Here is a 15907-nt window from a genome sequence, read left to right as displayed (position 1 = left end):
ATCTAGACCATGCTTTCGGATTCAGCGGAGATCGGGAAATGCGTTTGTTCGTTCGCGGTGATGTCGATGGCCTGTTCGGCCTGGCGCTGGATAATCTGATCATGCTGCTGGTGTTGTCCGGCCTGTGCCGCTACGTGCTCGGCTTTCCCGACGAGTTGCTGCTCGGCCACATTCTGCCGGGCGCCGCGGTGTCGCTGCTGGTCGGCAATCTGTACTACAGCTGGCAGGCGCTGCGCCTGGCGCGAACCGAGGGACGCGACGATGTCTGTGCGCTGCCATACGGCCTCAACGCGGTCACGGTGTTCGCATTCGTGTTCCTGGTGATGCTGCCGGCCAAGCTCGCGGCGCAGGCCGCCGGCGCGGCCGATCCGGCGCGTGTCGCCTGGCAGGCCGGACTGCTCGCCTGTTTCAGCTGCGGCGTGATCGAAGTGCTCGCCTGTTTCGTCGCCGACTGGATGCGGCGCGCGACGCCGCGCGCGGCGCTGCTGTCGACACTCGCCGGGCTGGCGCTGGCGTTCATCGCGCTGGGCTTCCTGTTCCGCGCGTATGCGCATCCGGTGGTGGGTCTGTCGACGCTGGCGGTGGTGCTGCTCGGCTATTTCGGACGCGTGCGTTTTCGCGGCGGCCTGCCGGTGGGCCTGGTCGCCGTAGCGCTCGGCACGGCGCTGGCCTGGGGCACCGGGCTGGCGCCGACCGGCGCCGCGCCGCCGATGCCTGCGCTGCATCTGCCGCTGCCGGTGCTGGCCGATCTGCTGGCCGGCATCCGCGGCGATTTCCTGCTGACGTATTTCGCGGTGATCGTGCCGATGGGCCTGATCATCGTCGTCGGCTCGATGCAGAACCTGGAGTCGGCTGAAGCCGCAGGCGACCGCTACGACACGCGCTCGTCGCTGGCGGTCAACGGCATCGGCTCGATCGCAGCTGCGGTGTTCGGCTCCTGCTTTCCGACGACGCTGTACATCGGCCACCCGGGCTGGAAGGCGATGGGTGCGCGCGCCGGCTACTCGGCATTGTCCGGCATCGTCGTCGCGCTGCTGTGTCTCACCGGCACCTTGTCGGTGTTCACCTATCTGGTGCCGGTGGAAGCGGGCATGGCGATCCTGCTGTGGATTGGCATCGTCATGACCTCGCAGGCCTTCCAGGCAACGCCGCGGCATCACGCGCCGGCCGTGGTGATCGGCATCCTGCCGGGGCTGGCGACCTGGGGCGCGATGATGGCCAAGTCCGGCCTGCATGCGGCCGGTGTCGGTACGGCCGGTGGCCTGGCGTTCTCGCCGGATCTGATCGGCAAGTTCCTGCAGAGCGACGTCTACATCGGCGGCGCGTTCGCACTCGAGCAGGGCGTGGTGTTCACTGCGATGATTCTTGCCGCGACCACCGTCGCGGTGATCGAGCGCCAGTTCCTGCGCGCGGCGCTGTGGTGCCTGATCGCGGCGGCCCTGTCCGTGACCGGACTGATGCACGGCTATCGCTACGGCTTCGCCGATACCGAGCTGGCGCTGCAGCCAGGCTGGAACTGGGTGATCGGCTATGCGCTGATGGCGGCGGTGTTCGGCTCGGCGCGCTGGCTGACCCGGCCCGACGACAGCGCGCACACCTAGTCGGGTACAGCCCGGGTTGCACCCGGGCTACGTGCGGGTCAGCCGCGGCCACAGGGCCAGCAACAGCGCCGCGAACAAGGGCAGCAACAGCAGATGCTGCTCGATCGTGGCGCCGGGTCGGACGAAGGGATTCAAGGTGCTCTGGCCCTGGGCGCCGATGTAGCCGAACAGCACCAGCAGCAGCTCGAACGGCCGTGGATTGCGGCACAGAACACCTAGCGAAAGACCGGCGATCGCGACCAGCGCCGCGGTCAGCAGCAGCGCGATCGGCGCGAGCCAGCCGATGGCAAAACTGCGGATCAGCGACGGCAGCACCGGCAGCACCGCGAGCAGCAGCGCGACGACGATGCGCGCCGTCAGCAGCTGCCGCGTCGCGCCGGCGGCGGTGAACAGCAGCGGCCCTGTGTGGGTTTCGCGCTCGCGCAGGATCGCGCGTGCGAACACGTCGGCGCTGATGATCCACGCCGCGATGCAGGCCGGCGCCAGACCCTGCTCGTTGCAGAAAATCTGGAAGCCGATCACGCCGGCGAGCGCCGCCCACCACCACAGCGCGCGCTGCCGCAGCACCAGTTTCAGCTCCGCCGCGATCATCATGCCGATACGGCCGCCTTCGATGATGCGCAGCGCCGGATCGAGCCAGGCCAGTGCGCGGCCGGTAAATTTTTTACCGATGTGCTCGCGCTGCGTGTGCGACGCCGCCCAGTCCAGGAACGGCGACAGCGCGACGACGCCGACCATCGCCAGCAGCGGCCACAGCGCGCGGCCGGGCAGATCGTTCGCGTGCAGCGGCCAGGTGGTCCACTGGAACAGCGTCGGCTCGCCGCTGTAAGGGCTGGAGCCGATGGAGATGCCGAAGCTGCGAGCCTGCGGCGCCACCACGGACAGGTAATCGCGCAGATCGCGCATCGCGATGATGGTGCCGCCAGGATCGCTGAGCCAGCTGCGGGCGCCGTGGTTGAGGCGCTCGTCGAGCAGCGGAAACGCGGCGATGAACATCGTCATCCAGACGAAGAAATACAGCACATTGCCCAGGGTTTTACGCAGGCCCGGCACCAGGTCGAACAGCACCGCGAAGAACGCGGTCACGGCCATCGCCGGCAGGCTCAGGATCAGCACCGGCTTGCACAGCTCGATCAGGTCCAGGCTGTTATCCTCGCCGCGCCACAGCTGCGCGCACCCACCGATGACCAGGCCGATCAGGATGATCAGCATGAACACCAGCAGATGGCTGGCCCATTTCGCCAGCAGGTAGCCGGGCCGTGTCATCGGCGTGGCGACCAGCAACTGCCAGACGCGCGTATCGAAGTCGCGCACCAGGGTGCCGCGCACCAGATAGAAGCCGAACAGCGACAGCGCGGTGGAATACATCAGCGCCAGCACCATGCCGACCCAGGCGCTGGAGTAGTAGCCGCGCACACCGCTGCCGAGGCTCACCGTCATGTAGCCGGCTTGCAGCGACGGAAAACACCACCAGGTCAGCACCGCGATCACCGCCAGCACGACCCAGAAACGCAGCGCGCGCGAGCGCTGGCGCAGGTCGGCGATCAGGATCGCGTTGAAGCGACGCAGCGCCGCGCTCATGTGGCGTCTACGCGCGTCAGCAGCCACAGGTAGGCGTCTTCCAGATCCGGCGCGACCGCCTGCGCCTCGTCGGACGGCGAGCGCTCGCCGACCACGCGTAGCCGCACGCTGCCATCGGCGCGGCGCAGCGAGCTGCTGATCTGATGTTGCGTGCGGATTTCGGCAACGCGCGTGTCCGCCACCAGCCAGTCCCAGACATGGCCCTGCGCCTGCGCGACGAGCTGCTCCGGCGCGCCGTGAAATCGCAACCGGCCCTTGGCCATCACCGCCAGATCGGTGGCGCTGGCCTCGACGTCGGAGACGATGTGCGTCGACAGGATCACCAGTCTTTGCCCGGCGAGATCGGTCAGCAGATGGCGGAAGCGCAGGCGCTCTTCCGGATCCAGGCCAACCGTGGGCTCGTCGACGATCAGCAGCTGCGGATCGTTGAGCAGTGCCTGCGCGATGCCGATGCGCTGGCGCATGCCGCCGGAGAAATCGCCGAGCCGCCGATCGCCGGCTTCCGACAGGCCGACGGCCGCCAGGCACTCGTCGATGCGCGCGCGCGCCTTGGCGTTCGGCAGGCCTTTCACCGCGGCGAGGTACGCAAGAAATTCACGCGCGCTGAGCGCTTCGTAGATGCCGAAATCCTGCGGCAGATAGCCGAGCTGCGCACGCAGCGCGTCGGGATTTTTCGCGATATCGACACCGTCCCACAGCACGCGGCCCTTGCTCGGCTTGATCAGCGTCGCGAGCATGCGCATCAGCGTCGATTTGCCGGCGCCGTTGGGGCCGAGCAGGCCGACGATGCCGGGGCCGAGGCGCAGGTTCAGGTCGGCGACGGCGTCGCTGCCGCCGGCATAGCGGTAGTGCAGTGCTTCGATGGTCAGTTCACAGGTCATGGCGGCACGCGATGGCAGTGCCGGCGATCATCCTTGATCGCAGCAGTGCTGACTAGCTCGCCGGCACCCGCTGCTGCGCCGAGGCGACGATGCGGCCATCACGCTTCTGCTGCGCGAACGCGATGACGCGGAAGGTACTGCCGCCGCTCGCTTTGGGCAGCGACAGTTTCGGCGGTGATTTCGGATCGACCGTCTGCAGGCTGCGCACGACGCCGTCCTCGCGCAAGGTGCGTCCGCCGTTTTCGCCGCTGCCGACCGGGGTGACGATGCCGTCCTGGACGATCGCGACCTGGTAGCGCAGGGCTTCGTTGCGGCTGTCGATCGGCGCCAGCGTCAGGCTCAGCTGGTCGGCGCTGCGCGCCACGCTGAACTGCAGCATCTGGTGCGGATGCGTGGCCGCTTCCTTGAGCCCCGCGATCACCGCGGACTCGTCGCTGCCGATGGCATCAAGGCGCCCGTCGATGATCGCCTGCGGTGTATAGACGCGGCTCGGCTGGCCCAGCGTCTGGGCATATCGTCGTTGCCTGTCGGTCAGCGACGCCGACGAATACGGGTCTTTCCAGCCGATGTCGTTCCAGTAGTCGACGTGCTGCGCGAGCACCAGCACTTCGACGCCGGCGATCGGCTGCTCGGCGTTCAGGCGTCCCGCGAGCGCTTCGGCCGGCGGGCAGCTGGAGCAGCTTTGCGAGGTGAACAGTTCGAGGATCACCGGCGTGCGCGGCGCGGCGGCGGCGTTGCCGACGAAGGCGAGAGCGGCGAGGGCGAGCAGACGATTCATGGTGATTCGGATTGATCCAGGCATGGCCCATTGAATCGCTTTGACGCCGACAGCGACATGGCCGCGCGTCCGCTCATTCTGCCGCGGCGTTCGCGGACCGGGCGCGATCATCGCTGCGATTTCTCGGTCGCGGACAGGGTCCGCTCCTACAGGAAGAGCCGCCGTTGTAGGAGCGGACCCTGTCCGCGACCGACGCCCTACAACCAGCTCATCCCCTGCCGCAGTGTCTCCCTGGCATCCGTCGTGATGATGTCGCCATGCGCGACGATCACGCGATCGAAAGGCAGCGCCAGAATCTGCTCCAGGCTCGCGCGCGCCTTGCGACGATTGACGTAGACCAGGCGTAGCAGCGGATGCCAGCCGACCTTGCCGAGTATGCCGCCGGCTTTCAGGTACCAGCGTGTGAACGCATGCGCGTTGTCGTGGAAATTTTCCACCAGGTCGCTGGTGATCAGGCTGCGTGACGCAACGTGGTACAGCACGGTTTCGGCCATCAGGCTGCCGGCTATCGTCGTCGGCAGCAGCTCGCCGTTCCAGTCCGCCGGCGGTGTATCCGACAGCGTCGCGGTGAACTTCAGATCGGGGCGTTTTTTCTGCAGCTTGGCCGGGCCATACAGCTTAGCGCCGGGGTAGGCGCGCAGTACTTCGCCGGCATAGGAGTGATGAAACATGTTCGGGCAGACGATGTGTTTCACCGGCCCTAGCGCATCGATCGCGCGGCGCAGGTCGCCGCTCAAGGCGATCGGCGAATGCAGCAGCAAGTCGCCCGACGACAGGCGCACCACGGTCATGCGCGTGCCGATATGCAGGACCATGAACTGGTGCGGTATCGAGCTGATCCACAGGTTCTCGGCCAGCTGCGTCAATCCACCGGCGTCGATCATCGGCGTCGTCATGCTGCATTCTCCCCGTTGTCTTGTTTAATGAAATCGATGAAGGCTTTCAGCGCGGCCGGCTGCTGGCGCCGGCTCGGGCTGTACAGGTACAGGCCCGGATAGTACGGGCACCAGTCGGCAAGCACTCGCTGCAGGCGGCCGGAATCGATCAGCGGCTGCACTCGCGCTTCGAACAGATAGGCCAGCCCGATGCCGGCCAGCGCCGCGTCCATCGCCAGATCCCAGTCGCTCAGCGTCAGCGGGCCGTCGACTTCGATCGTCAAGGGCCTGCCGCCGCGCTCGAACTCCCAGCGATACAGCGCGCCGCCCGGAAAGCGCTGGCGGATGCAGGGATGCTGCGCCAGATCGTGCGGCGTCTGCGGCACGCCGTAGCGCGCGAAATACGCGGGTGTCGCCACCACCGCCGAACGCTGACGCGGGCCTATCGGGATCGCGGTCATGTCGCCAGCGATGGTTTCGCCAAAGCGCAGGCCGGCGTCATAGCCGGCGCCGACGATGTCGACCAGCGCGTCGTCGACCGCGACCTCGATCCTGACGTCCGGATAGGCCTGCAGGAAGCGCGACGCCACCGGTAGCAGCACCAGCTGCACTGCGGCGCGCCCGGCGTTGAGGCGCAAGGTGCCGGCCGGTTTGCCGCGCAGCGCGTTGAGGTCTTCGATCGCGTCGGCAATGTCGCGGAACGCCGGTGAAACGCGTGCGTACAGGCGCTCGCCGGCCTCGGTCAGCGCGACGCTGCGCGTGGTGCGATTGAACAGCCGCAGGTCGACGCGCGACTCGATCACGCGCAGCGCATGGCTCAGCGCCGAAGCCGACACGCCCAGCTCGACCGCGGCCTTGCGAAAGCTGCGGTGGCGCGCGACCGCGAGAAAGGCGGACAGATCGGCAGGGGATAGTCGGCTCATTACTGAAAATATCTCAGTAGCTCGTTAAAAAATCAGCGGATTGTTTCAACAATAGCCCAGGCCTACCTTGGTTGCACCACCCGGCGCCCGCCGGATTCAAGCCCCGCAAACCAGGAGTTTCGACATGATCACCAACACCGCTCAATCCTCTGGCGTCCCGCGCCGTGTCTGGTTCATCACCGGCGCCTCGCGCGGCTTCGGCGCACTGATCGCAGAGCAGGCGCTGGCCGCTGGCGACGCGGTCGTCGCCACTGCGCGCAAGCCGGAGACCGTGACCGCGCGTCTCGGCCAGCACGAGCGCCTGTTGCCGGTCGCGCTCGACGTCAACAGCGACGCGCAGGCGCATGCCGCGGTCGCCAGTGCGCTCCAGCAGTTCGGCCGCATCGACGTGCTGGTCAACAACGCCGGCTACGGCCTGCTCGGCGCGGTCGAGGAGGCCAGCGCAGAAGAAGTACGCAAGCTGTTCGCGACCAACGTCTTCGGCCTGCTCTCGGTGACGCGCGCGGTGCTGCCGGCGATGCGCGAGCAGCGCAGCGGCCACATCATCAACCTGTCGTCGATCGGCGGCTATTCGGCCGCGTTTCCGGGCTGGGGTGTGTACTGCGCGACCAAGTTCGCGGTCGAGGGCATCAGCGAATCACTCTCCGTGGAACTGGCGCCGCTGGGCATCAGGGTCACCGTGGTCGAGCCGGGTTTCTTCCGCACCGATTTTCTCGACGAGACTTCGCTGAGCAAGGTCGCCCAGCAGATCGGCGACTATCACGAAACGGTCGGCGCGACGCGCGACATGGCCGCCGACTACAACCACCGGCAGCCGGGTGATCCGGCCAGGCTCGCGGTGGCGATGCTGGCGCTGGTCAATGCGGAAAATCCGCCGCTGCGGCTGCCGCTGGGCAGTGACACGGTGGCGCGCATCGAGAGCAAGAACGCGCAGGTCGTGCAGGAGCTGGCGCAGTGGCGCGAGCTTGCGCTGTCGACGGATTTTGCGGCGGCGTGAACCGTCGTCCGAAAACGGTCGCGGGCAAGCCCGCTCCTACAAAAGCAGCTGTAGGAGCGGGCTTGCCCGCGACATCACCGTCTACAAATCAGCCGTGATACTTCGTCGCCAGCTCCACTTCGTTCTTGGAGCCCATGATCACCGGCACGCGCTGGTGCAGCTTGTCGGGCTGGATGTCCATGATGCGGACGCGGCCGGTGGTCGCGGCGCCGCCGGCCTGTTCGATGATCATGCTCATCGGGTTGGCTTCGTAGAGCAGACGCAGCTTGCCGCCCTGCTTCTGCGTCTTGCTGTCGATCGGGTACATGAACACGCCGCCGCGGGTGATGATGCGATGCACGTCGGCGACCATCGACGCGACCCAGCGCATGTTGAAGTCCTTGCCGCGCGGGCCTTCCTTGCCGGCCACGCATTCGCTGATGTAGCGCTGCACCGGCTCTTCCCAGAAGCGCTGGTTGCTCATGTTGATCGAGAACTCCTTGGTGTCCTCGGGGATCATCATGTTGCGCTGGGTCAGCACGAAGCTGCCGAGTTCGCGATCCAGCGTGAACTGGTGGACGCCCTTGCCCAGCGTCAGCACCATCGTCGTGCTCGGGCCGTAGACGCAGTAACCGGCCGCGACCTGCTTGACGCCGGGCTGCAGAAAGTCCGCTTCGCTGGCCTGGGTCACGCCCTCGGGCACGCGCAGCACCGAGAAGATCGTGCCGACGGAAACGTTGACGTCGATGTTGGACGAGCCGTCGAGCGGGTCGAACAGCAGCAGGTAGCCGCCTTTCGGATACTGGTCGGGGATTGCGTGCGGATGATCCATTTCTTCCGAGGCCAGGCCGGCGAGGTGGCCGCCCCATTCGTTGGCTTCGAGCAGGATCTCGTTGCTGATCACGTCGAGTTTCTTCTGCGCCTCGCCCTGGATGTTGCCGGTGCCGGCGTCGCCGAGCACGCCGCCGAGTGCGCCCTTGCCGACCGCGATCGAGATGCGCTTGCAGGCGCGCGCCACCACTTCGAGCAGCAGGCGCAGGTTCGGCTGCAGCTTGCCGGCGTTACGTTGTTCCTCGATCAGGAACTGGGTCAGGAAAATCGGCTTTTTGGACGGGTTCATGGTGGTCGGCTGACGTTGGGTTCGGGGGCACACGGGAGTCGGTCGCTAGTGTAAGCGGATGTCGCCACGCTCGGCGCGTGGGTGTTCACTCCGCGAACGGATTGCTAGACTCCGGCGCTATGACAAGGACGTGTTTTTTAGCGGGCATGTTGCTGCTCCCCGCGATAGCCTGCGCCCAGGACGGCGGCAAGCAGCAGTACATCTCAGATGACATCAGCATCACCGTCCGCGACGGCCCGCGTAACGACGCCGCATCGGTCGGCACGGTCAACAGCGGCGACAAGGTGACGGTGCTCGAGTCGCTCGGCGAGGCCAGCTTCGCGCGCATCCGCACGGCCGACGGCCGCAGCGGCTGGATCACCGCGCGCTACCTGTCGTCGCAGCCGGCGGCCAAGGATCGCACCCAGGGCCTGCAGACCGAGCTGACCGCGAGCCGCAACCAGCTCAAGTCGCTGCAGGCCGAACTCGACGCCGCCCAGGCCCGGCTCGAAGGCGCGCGACCGGCGATGGAACTGGCCGCCGACAACGAAAAGCTGAAAACCGAGCTGGCCACCGCTCAGCAGCAGAACGAGGACGCGCAGATCCGCACCAACGAGGAGCGCGCCAAGCGCCGCACGCTGGTCACCGGCGCGGCGCTGGTCGGCGGCGGCATTCTGCTCGGGCTGATCCTGCCGCTGATGGGGCGCAGCGGCGGGCGCAGGAAGCGGCGTAACGAGCTTTGAAGCCTTAGTCCCTTCTCCCACCGGGAGAAGGTGGCGCGAAGCGCCGGATGAGGGTGTCCGAGTGAGCGCCAAGCTCGAACGCCCTCACCCTAACCCTCTCCCGGAGGGAGAGGGAATCAAGACAAGATCACACGCCGCCGATGAAATCCGGCTTGCCCAGCACCACGCCGTTGTGGCGCAGGATGTTGTACGTGGTCGCGACGTGGAAGTGCAGGTTCGGCAGCACGAAGTGCAGCAGGTAGTTTTTGCCGGAAAAGCGCATCTCGCCGTTGCGGCCCTTGAGCACGATCTCGCGGTCTTCGCTGCCGTCGATCTGTGATGACGAAAAGCTCTTGACGAAGGCCGCGGTCTTTTCGACGCGCGCGATCAGTTCGGCGAACGTGACTTCCTTGTCCTCGTAGGACGGCACATCGGCGCCGGCCAGGCGCGCCGCGCAGCCCTTGGCCATGTCGGCCGCGATCTGCACCTGGCGCGACAGCGGGAACATGTCCGGATACAAACGGAACGTGGTCAGGCTGCTCGCGTCGAGCTTGTGCTGTTCGGCGTGCGCCGCACCTTTTTCCAGAATGCCGCGCAGATTGTCGAGCATCCGCGACAGCGCCGGAACCGATGCTTCATACATGGACAAGCTCATGTGATCTCCCCGTTTATCATTCAAGGCGGCAATAATAGGCGCGATACGGTGCTGGTGTGCGATTCGAGAGGCGGCCGCGGCACGTGCGGGTAAGCGACATCACTCCATAGCCGATCCTTAAACGACAAGGACGTTGACGATGACGATGCAATACTGGAAGGCCTTCGCGGCCGGCGTGCTGCTGCTCCCCGCGTGCGGCGCTTTCGCCGCCGACGATTCCGCGCGCCAGGGCAGCCATCTGCTGCAGATCGGCGTGTTTCATGTCGATACACTCGACAGCAGCGAGCCGCTGGAAACGCGGCTCAGACCCGGCGCCGCCGCGCTGCTCGGCGTGCAGAGCGATTTCGTCTCCGACGGCACCAGCGCGCAGGTCAGCTCGGCCGACACGCTGGCGCTGATCTACTCGTATTTCCTGACCGACCATCTCGCGCTGAAAGTGGAAGGCGGCATTCCGGCCAAGTTCAAGCTCTATGGCAATGGCACCGTCGCGCCCACCGGCCCGGCCGGCGCGCTGATCAACGTCGACCTCGGCAATCCCAGCTTCAACCCGCTGGCCGAGGTCACGCAGTGGACCCCGGTGCTGATGCTGAGCTACTTCTTCCGCGACGCCGACAAGGCGGTGCGTCCCTACCTGGGCGTGGGCGTGACCTACACCTGGTTCACCGACATCAAGCCCGACAAGGATTTCGAGACCGAGCTGAACAACAAGTTCGGCCGCACGCTGGCGCTGGCCAACCTGACGCCGGGTGCGACCTCGGTCAGCGCCGAGGCGACGCCGGACTGGGCGCCGGTGTTCAACATGGGCGCGACCGCGCAGCTGAGCCCGCGCTGGAGCCTGTCCGGCTCGCTGTCGCTGAGCCTGCTGTCGACCAAGGCCAAGATCAAGATCGACGCCGCCAACGGCGACCGCCTCGCCACCAGCAGCACCAACCTGGATCTGAATCCGCTGGTGATGGCGCTGCTGCTGGGTTACAGCTTCGACCTGTAGCGCTGAGCGCAGTGCTGTTGTAGCCCGGGTGAAACCCGGGTTGCACCCGGGCTACAGCAGCGCCGAAACCTCGCTCAACACCTCGCCGACGCCGCGCTCGATCTTCAGCGCCAGCAGCGGATCGGCGCGGGTGGCGCCACGGTTGATCGCCGCGATCGGGATGCCGCGCGCCGCCGCGGCATGGGCGAAGCGGTAGCCGGAGAACACCATCAGCGACGAGCCGACGATCAGCATCGCGTCGGCGCGCTCGACCCCGGCCATCGCCTCGGCGACCCGCGCCGGCGGCACGTTCTCGCCGAAGAACACCACGTCCGGTTTGAGCCGGCCGCCGCAGACCGGGCATTGCGGTACGACGAAGCCGGAGAAATCCTGTGCCTCGAGGTCGGCATCGCCGTCCGGCGCGCTGCTGGCGCTGAGCGCGGCCCAGTCGGGATTCAGTCCGGCCAGCTGCAGCTGGAATGCGGCGCGCGGCGTGACGTCGCCGCAGGCGGTGCAGACGATGCGGTCGATGCGCCCATGCAGGTCGATCACGCGCTCGCTGCCGGCGGCCTGATGCAGGCCGTCGACGTTCTGCGTGACCAGCAGGTCGACCTGGCCGGCGCGCTCCATCTGCGCCAGGCTCGCGTGCGCGGCATTGGGCCGCGCCGCCGCCAGCAGGGGCCAGCCGACCAGGCTGCGCGCCCAGTAGCGCGCGCGGGTCAGCGGCTCCTGCGTGAACGCCTGCCAGGTCACCGGCGGGCGGCGCTTCCAGGTGCCGGCCTCGTCCCGATAATCCGGGATGCCGGAGTCGGTGCTGCAGCCGGCGCCGCCGAGCACGAACAGCCGGCGGTGGCGCGCGATGAACTCGGCGAGTCGCGCGCTGCTGTCGTCGCCGCCCCGGCTCGGTGTAGGGTGTGCGTCCATTGATCCTGTGAGCTTACCGGGCATGCCCGAACAACGCCTTGTCGACCTGGAAATGCGCCTGTCCTACCAGGAGGCCGCGATCGAAACCCTGAGCACCGAGATCGCGCGGCAATCGCGGCTGATCGAGCAGATGCAGCTGAGCCTGAAGCGCATCGTCGAGCGCATGCCCAACGAGCCCGAAGGCGCCGCGCGCGGCTCGCTCAGTGACGAGATGCCGCCGCATTACTAGGGAACGTCTGAGGTTCCCTTAATGCCACCGATGCTTGAATGGCGGCGCTCCGGCCGCATCATCGCTATCCGAAATTAAACTGCGCAGGAGTTTCCCATGTTCGGCAGCAGCCTGAAAATCAGCCCCAAGGATTTCCCCGTCGCCGCACTCGACGAGGCGCCGGCAGGCGCGCCGGGGCGCAAGCTGGCAGTGCTCGCCGGCGGCTGCTTCTGGTGCGTCGAAGCGGTGTATCGCGAAGTCGACGGCGTGCTCGACGTGGTCAACGGCTACTCCGGCGGCAGCGCCGACGATGCCGACTACAAGACCGTCTGTACCGGCCGTACCGAGCACGCCGAAGTCGTGCAGATCGCCTACGACCCCTCGCGCACCAGTCTCGGCGCGCTGCTGCGGATCTTCTTCGCCGTCGCCCACGATCCGACGCAGCTCAATCGCCAGGGCAACGACATCGGCACGCAGTATCGCAGCGCGATCTTCTACGCCGACGACGAGCAGAAGCGCATCGCCGAGGCCTATATCAAGCAGCTGGACGCGGCCGGTGTTTACGCAACGCCCATCGTCACGCGTCTGGAAAAACTCGAGGACTTCTTCACCGCCGAGGGCTATCACCAGAACTACGCGGCGCTGCATCCGACCGAGGGCTATATCGCCGGTGTCGCTTTGCCCAAGGTCGACAAGCTGCGCAAGTATTTCGGCGAAGAACTGAAGCGCTGACTTGTCATTCCCGCGAAAGCGGGAATCCAGAGATGTCACCGCCGCCGGATTCCCGCCTGCGCGCGAAGACAAAAAGAACTGCTCATGCCGGATTCATCCGCCCGCCCGAGAATGCTGGCTCAGGCGGGCGGGACGCTGTCAGCACCCTTTCCGCGAATCCATACCAGGAGGGTGTCATGCCAGGCGATAACAACGCTCAGCCGACGAACAACGGCGCGCAGAAAAAACCGTTTCTTACCGATATCAAGATCATCCGCGAGCGCGCGCGCCAGCACATGGGCGACGGCGCGGTCACCGGCGGCTACAGCGCCGATCGCGAAAAAGTCATAGCGCTGCTGAACACCTCGCTGGCGACCGAAATCGTCTGCACCTTGCGCTATCGCTATCACTACTACATGGCCTCGGGCATTCACGCCAAGTCGATCGCCGCGGAGTTCCTGCAGCATGCGCAGGAAGAGCAGGGCCACGCCGACATGATCGCCGAGCGCATCACCCAGCTCGGCGGCAAGCCGAACTTCAATCCGGAAGGCCTGGCCACGCGCAGCCACGCCGAGTACGTCGAAGGCGATAGCCTGGTACAGATGATCGAGGAAGATCTGGTCGCCGAGCGCATCGCGATCGACACCTATCGCGAAATCGCCAACTTCATCGGCTCCGACGATCCGACCACGCGCCGGATGATGGAAGAAATCCTGGCGATGGAAGAAGAGCACGCCGAAGACCTGAGCACCATGCTCGAAGATCTCGGCAAGAAAGGCGAGCCTGCCGCAGCGCCGCTGAGTGCGAAGACCTTGAACAAGCATTGAGTCGATGCAGCAAGAAAAGCCCGCGAAAGCGGGCTTTTTTGTTGAAGAACTACTCCTTCCTCCGCCTGCGGGGCAACGAGAAAAGCAGCCCTCACTCCAGCGTTTCGATGACCAGGCGCTTGTACTTCTGCGCCAGCCGGAACCGGCCCTTGCGCACCACCGTCATCAGCTTCTCGGTGTCCTCGTTGCTCTCCGCTTTTACCAGCAGGAAGTGGCAGCCTTCCTTGGCCAGCGTGTTGTGCAGCTCGACCATTTTCAGCGAGGACCCCATCGCCGCGATCAGGCTGGCGGTATCCAGGCCGTGCTGCGAAGCCGAGATCATGCGCTGGTCGTCGATCTCGCGAACGTCGTCGAAGCCGGCGGCGCGCAGGCCGTCGCGCGCACCATCAGCCTGGGCCTTCTGCTCGAAGGCCAGCAGCACATGATGCGTGGGATAGAAGTTGCCGAAGTCGGCGCCGTCTTCCTGCTGCTCGTGCAGACTTTTCTCCGTCACTTCGCTCATGGTGTTCCTCCGTGAATTCATGGTCGCTTCAGTGCCGCAGCGTAGCGTCTCCTAACCTGCACCCAGATGAATTCAGTCGCTCGGCACGAGCGGCCCGCAGCACAACGCAAGACAAGGAGAGTCCCAGATGAATGACCTGCACTATCAGCCGCAACAGACCGCGACCATGCCCAATGCCGAGCAGCTCAAGCACCTGCGCAAGCTGGTCGAAAAAGCCAAGGTCGGCATGTTCACGACCATCGACCGCGCGCAGGAACTGCGTAGCCGTCCGCTGCATACCGTGCAGATGGACGACGACGGCAGCCTGTGGTTCGTCGTCGCCACCGCGTCGCCGAAAACCCAGGAGGTCAACGAGCACGAGGGCAAGGTCTGCCTGGCCTATGCCAATCACGGCGACCAGGAATACGTGTCGATCACCGGCCACGCCAGTCTGGTGCGCGACAGCGCGATGAAGGAAAAAATCTGGAACAAGATGATCGACGTCTGGTTCCCAAAAGGCGACAAGGACCCGAACGTGGCGATGCTCAAGGTCGTACCCGAGCGCGCCGAATACTGGGACGGCCCGAGCAATACCGTGACCCAGCTCTATGCCTTCGCCAAGGCGATGGCGACCGGCAACAAGGACGCCTTCGGCGAGAATGCCAAGCTCAAGTTTTAAGGCCGCAGAGCCGGCGCCGACGCGCTGGCAGCATGCATGGCCGTGGCTGCGTCGCGCACTCACGGCCTTGTTTTTCGGCGGCCTGCTGCTGCTGCTGATCGAGCGTGGCCGCGCGCTGGACTGGAACCAGGTCGGCGCCTCGCTCGCCGCTTACGACGCCGAAGCGCTGGCGCTCGCGGCGCTGTTCGGCGTGCTGAGTTATGCGCTGTATTGCAGTTTCGACCTGTTCGGCCGGCGTTACACCGGTCACCGCTTATCGACCAGCGCGGTCACCTCGACCGCGTTCGTCAGCTATGCCTTCAATCTGAATCTGGGCGCGCTGGTCGGCGGCATCGGCTTCCGCTACCGGCTGTATTCGCGCTACGGACTGGACGCGGCGACGATCACGCGCGTGCTCGGCCTGTCGATGGTGAGCAACTGGCTCGGCTATTTGCCGCTGGCCGGCGCGGTGTTCGTCAGCGGTGTGGTGTCGCTGCCGCCGCAATACCGTTTCGGCGAAATGGCGCTGCAGCTGCTCGGCTACGGGCTGCTGCTGGTGGCGCCGGCCTATCTGGCGCTGTGCGCGTTTTCCAGCCGTCGTTACTGGCGCATCCGCGGCCTGCGCATCGATCTGCCGCATGCGCCGATGGCGTTCGCGCAGCTGGCGCTGTCGGTGGCCAACTGGCTGAGCATCGCCGGCATCGTCTGGATGCTGCTCGGCGGCCAGATCGCCTATCCGATGGTGCTCGGCGCGCTGCTGCTCGGCGCGATCGCCGGTGTGCTGACGCATGTGCCGGCTGGCCTCGGCGTGCTCGAAGCGGTATTCCTGACCGTGCTCGACGGCCGCATGGCCGAGGCGCCGATCCTGGCGGCGCTGCTGGCGTACCGCGCGATCTACTACCTGGTGCCGGGCCTGATCGCGCTGCTGGTGTATCTGGGGCTGGAGGCGAAGGCTCGTTGGCGGCCGGTGGCCTTGCGGTCGTCGGTCTAGCTGAATCTGTAGGAGCGGGCTTGGCCGCGACTCATGCTTGGGCGGGCAC

18 protein-coding genes are annotated in these 15907 nt (G+C 66.2%); 9 read left to right on the top strand and 9 right to left on the bottom strand.

What is annotated here, in order from left to right:
* The first annotated feature begins 38 nt into the window (after positions 1-38).
* On the top strand, positions 39-1601 hold the full coding sequence (locus tag ACQZF9_RS18255) for an NCS2 family permease (RefSeq protein WP_428310390.1): 1563 nt from the start codon (positions 39-41) through the stop codon (positions 1599-1601).
* A 27-nt stretch (positions 1602-1628) separates the two neighbouring features.
* Here the strand turns inward: ACQZF9_RS18255 and ACQZF9_RS18250 are convergent, their stop codons facing one another.
* The 5 genes from ACQZF9_RS18250 to ACQZF9_RS18230 all read right to left on the bottom strand — a co-directional run bounded on the left by ACQZF9_RS18250 (position 1629) and on the right by ACQZF9_RS18230 (position 6639).
* The gene (locus ACQZF9_RS18250) at positions 1629-3182 is read right to left on the bottom strand and encodes a hypothetical protein (protein ID WP_428310389.1); all 1554 of its coding nucleotides are present in this window, start codon (positions 3180-3182) and stop codon (positions 1629-1631) included.
* Positions 3179-4063, bottom strand: coding sequence for an ABC transporter ATP-binding protein (locus tag ACQZF9_RS18245; RefSeq protein ID WP_428310388.1), 885 nt, complete (start codon positions 4061-4063; stop codon positions 3179-3181). Before ACQZF9_RS18245 ends, ACQZF9_RS18250 begins: the two co-directional genes overlap by 4 nt.
* Before the next feature lie 52 nt (positions 4064-4115).
* Entirely contained in the window at positions 4116-4841 is a 726-nt protein-coding gene (locus ACQZF9_RS18240) for a DUF1223 domain-containing protein (RefSeq protein WP_428310387.1), read from the bottom strand.
* Between the two features lie 197 nt (positions 4842-5038).
* A complete protein-coding gene (locus ACQZF9_RS18235; protein WP_428310386.1) occupies positions 5039-5737 on the bottom strand; it encodes a DUF4336 domain-containing protein in 699 nt (232 codons plus the stop codon).
* Entirely contained in the window at positions 5734-6639 is a 906-nt protein-coding gene (locus ACQZF9_RS18230) for a LysR family transcriptional regulator (protein WP_428310385.1), read from the bottom strand. Before ACQZF9_RS18230 ends, ACQZF9_RS18235 begins: the two co-directional genes overlap by 4 nt.
* Positions 6640-6763: 124 nt before the next feature.
* Between ACQZF9_RS18230 and ACQZF9_RS18225 the strand changes: the two genes are divergently transcribed.
* Positions 6764-7636, top strand: a complete 873-nt coding sequence (locus tag ACQZF9_RS18225) for an oxidoreductase (RefSeq protein ID WP_428310384.1) — start codon at positions 6764-6766, stop codon at positions 7634-7636.
* An 88-nt stretch (positions 7637-7724) separates the two neighbouring features.
* Here ACQZF9_RS18225 and ACQZF9_RS18220 read toward each other — a convergent pair whose 3' ends face one another.
* Positions 7725-8735: a class 1 fructose-bisphosphatase gene (locus tag ACQZF9_RS18220; protein ID WP_428310383.1), complete on the bottom strand. Its 1011-nt coding sequence runs from the start codon at positions 8733-8735 to the stop codon at positions 7725-7727.
* Positions 8736-8881: 146 nt separating this feature from the next.
* Here ACQZF9_RS18220 and ACQZF9_RS18215 point away from each other — a divergent pair, with 146 nt between their 5' ends.
* Positions 8882-9457, top strand: coding sequence for a TIGR04211 family SH3 domain-containing protein (locus ACQZF9_RS18215; RefSeq protein WP_428310382.1), 576 nt, complete (start codon positions 8882-8884; stop codon positions 9455-9457).
* Positions 9458-9584: 127 nt separating this feature from the next.
* On the opposite strand, the gene ACQZF9_RS18210 is transcribed toward ACQZF9_RS18215, so the two are convergent.
* Positions 9585-10091: a DUF1993 domain-containing protein gene (locus tag ACQZF9_RS18210; RefSeq protein ID WP_428310381.1), complete on the bottom strand. Its 507-nt coding sequence runs from the start codon at positions 10089-10091 to the stop codon at positions 9585-9587.
* A gap of 139 nt (positions 10092-10230) precedes the next feature.
* Between ACQZF9_RS18210 and ACQZF9_RS18205 the strand changes: the two genes are divergently transcribed.
* Entirely contained in the window at positions 10231-11079 is an 849-nt protein-coding gene (locus tag ACQZF9_RS18205) for an OmpW/AlkL family protein (RefSeq protein ID WP_428310380.1), read from the top strand.
* Positions 11080-11130: 51 nt separating this feature from the next.
* Here ACQZF9_RS18205 and ACQZF9_RS18200 read toward each other — a convergent pair whose 3' ends face one another.
* Positions 11131-11982, bottom strand: a complete 852-nt coding sequence (locus tag ACQZF9_RS18200; RefSeq protein ID WP_428310379.1) for an NAD-dependent protein deacetylase — start codon at positions 11980-11982, stop codon at positions 11131-11133.
* A 22-nt stretch (positions 11983-12004) separates the two neighbouring features.
* Between ACQZF9_RS18200 and ACQZF9_RS18195 the strand changes: the two genes are divergently transcribed.
* The 3 genes from ACQZF9_RS18195 (at position 12005) to ACQZF9_RS18185 (ending at position 13728) form a co-directional block, all read left to right on the top strand.
* Positions 12005-12211 carry a SlyX family protein gene (locus ACQZF9_RS18195; RefSeq protein ID WP_428310378.1) on the top strand — a complete coding sequence of 69 codons (207 nt, stop codon included), beginning with the start codon at positions 12005-12007 and terminating at the stop codon, positions 12209-12211.
* Positions 12212-12307: 96 nt separating this feature from the next.
* Positions 12308-12922, top strand: a complete 615-nt coding sequence (msrA, locus tag ACQZF9_RS18190; RefSeq protein WP_428310377.1) for a peptide-methionine (S)-S-oxide reductase MsrA — start codon at positions 12308-12310, stop codon at positions 12920-12922.
* A gap of 176 nt (positions 12923-13098) precedes the next feature.
* Positions 13099-13728 (top strand): ferritin-like domain-containing protein, encoded by a 630-nt coding sequence (locus tag ACQZF9_RS18185; RefSeq protein WP_428310376.1) that lies wholly within the window; start codon positions 13099-13101, stop codon positions 13726-13728.
* A gap of 91 nt (positions 13729-13819) precedes the next feature.
* On the opposite strand, the gene ACQZF9_RS18180 is transcribed toward ACQZF9_RS18185, so the two are convergent.
* On the bottom strand, positions 13820-14230 hold the full coding sequence (locus tag ACQZF9_RS18180; protein ID WP_428310375.1) for a hypothetical protein: 411 nt from the start codon (positions 14228-14230) through the stop codon (positions 13820-13822).
* A 127-nt stretch (positions 14231-14357) separates the two neighbouring features.
* Between ACQZF9_RS18180 and ACQZF9_RS18175 the strand changes: the two genes are divergently transcribed.
* Both ACQZF9_RS18175 and ACQZF9_RS18170 read left to right on the top strand, forming a co-directional pair.
* The gene (locus tag ACQZF9_RS18175) at positions 14358-14888 is read left to right on the top strand and encodes a pyridoxamine 5'-phosphate oxidase family protein (RefSeq protein ID WP_428310374.1); all 531 of its coding nucleotides are present in this window, start codon (positions 14358-14360) and stop codon (positions 14886-14888) included.
* Positions 14889-14955: 67 nt separating this feature from the next.
* Positions 14956-15858 carry a lysylphosphatidylglycerol synthase domain-containing protein gene (locus ACQZF9_RS18170; RefSeq protein ID WP_428310373.1) on the top strand — a complete coding sequence of 301 codons (903 nt, stop codon included), beginning with the start codon at positions 14956-14958 and terminating at the stop codon, positions 15856-15858.
* Positions 15859-15907 lie beyond the last annotated feature (49 nt).

The sequence above is a fragment of the Hydrocarboniphaga sp. genome, assembly GCF_965279055.1.
Lineage (GTDB): Bacteria > Pseudomonadota > Gammaproteobacteria > Nevskiales > Nevskiaceae > Hydrocarboniphaga.
Note: the sequence above shows the minus strand (reverse complement) of the source record. Positions and strands in the feature narration are given on the sequence as shown.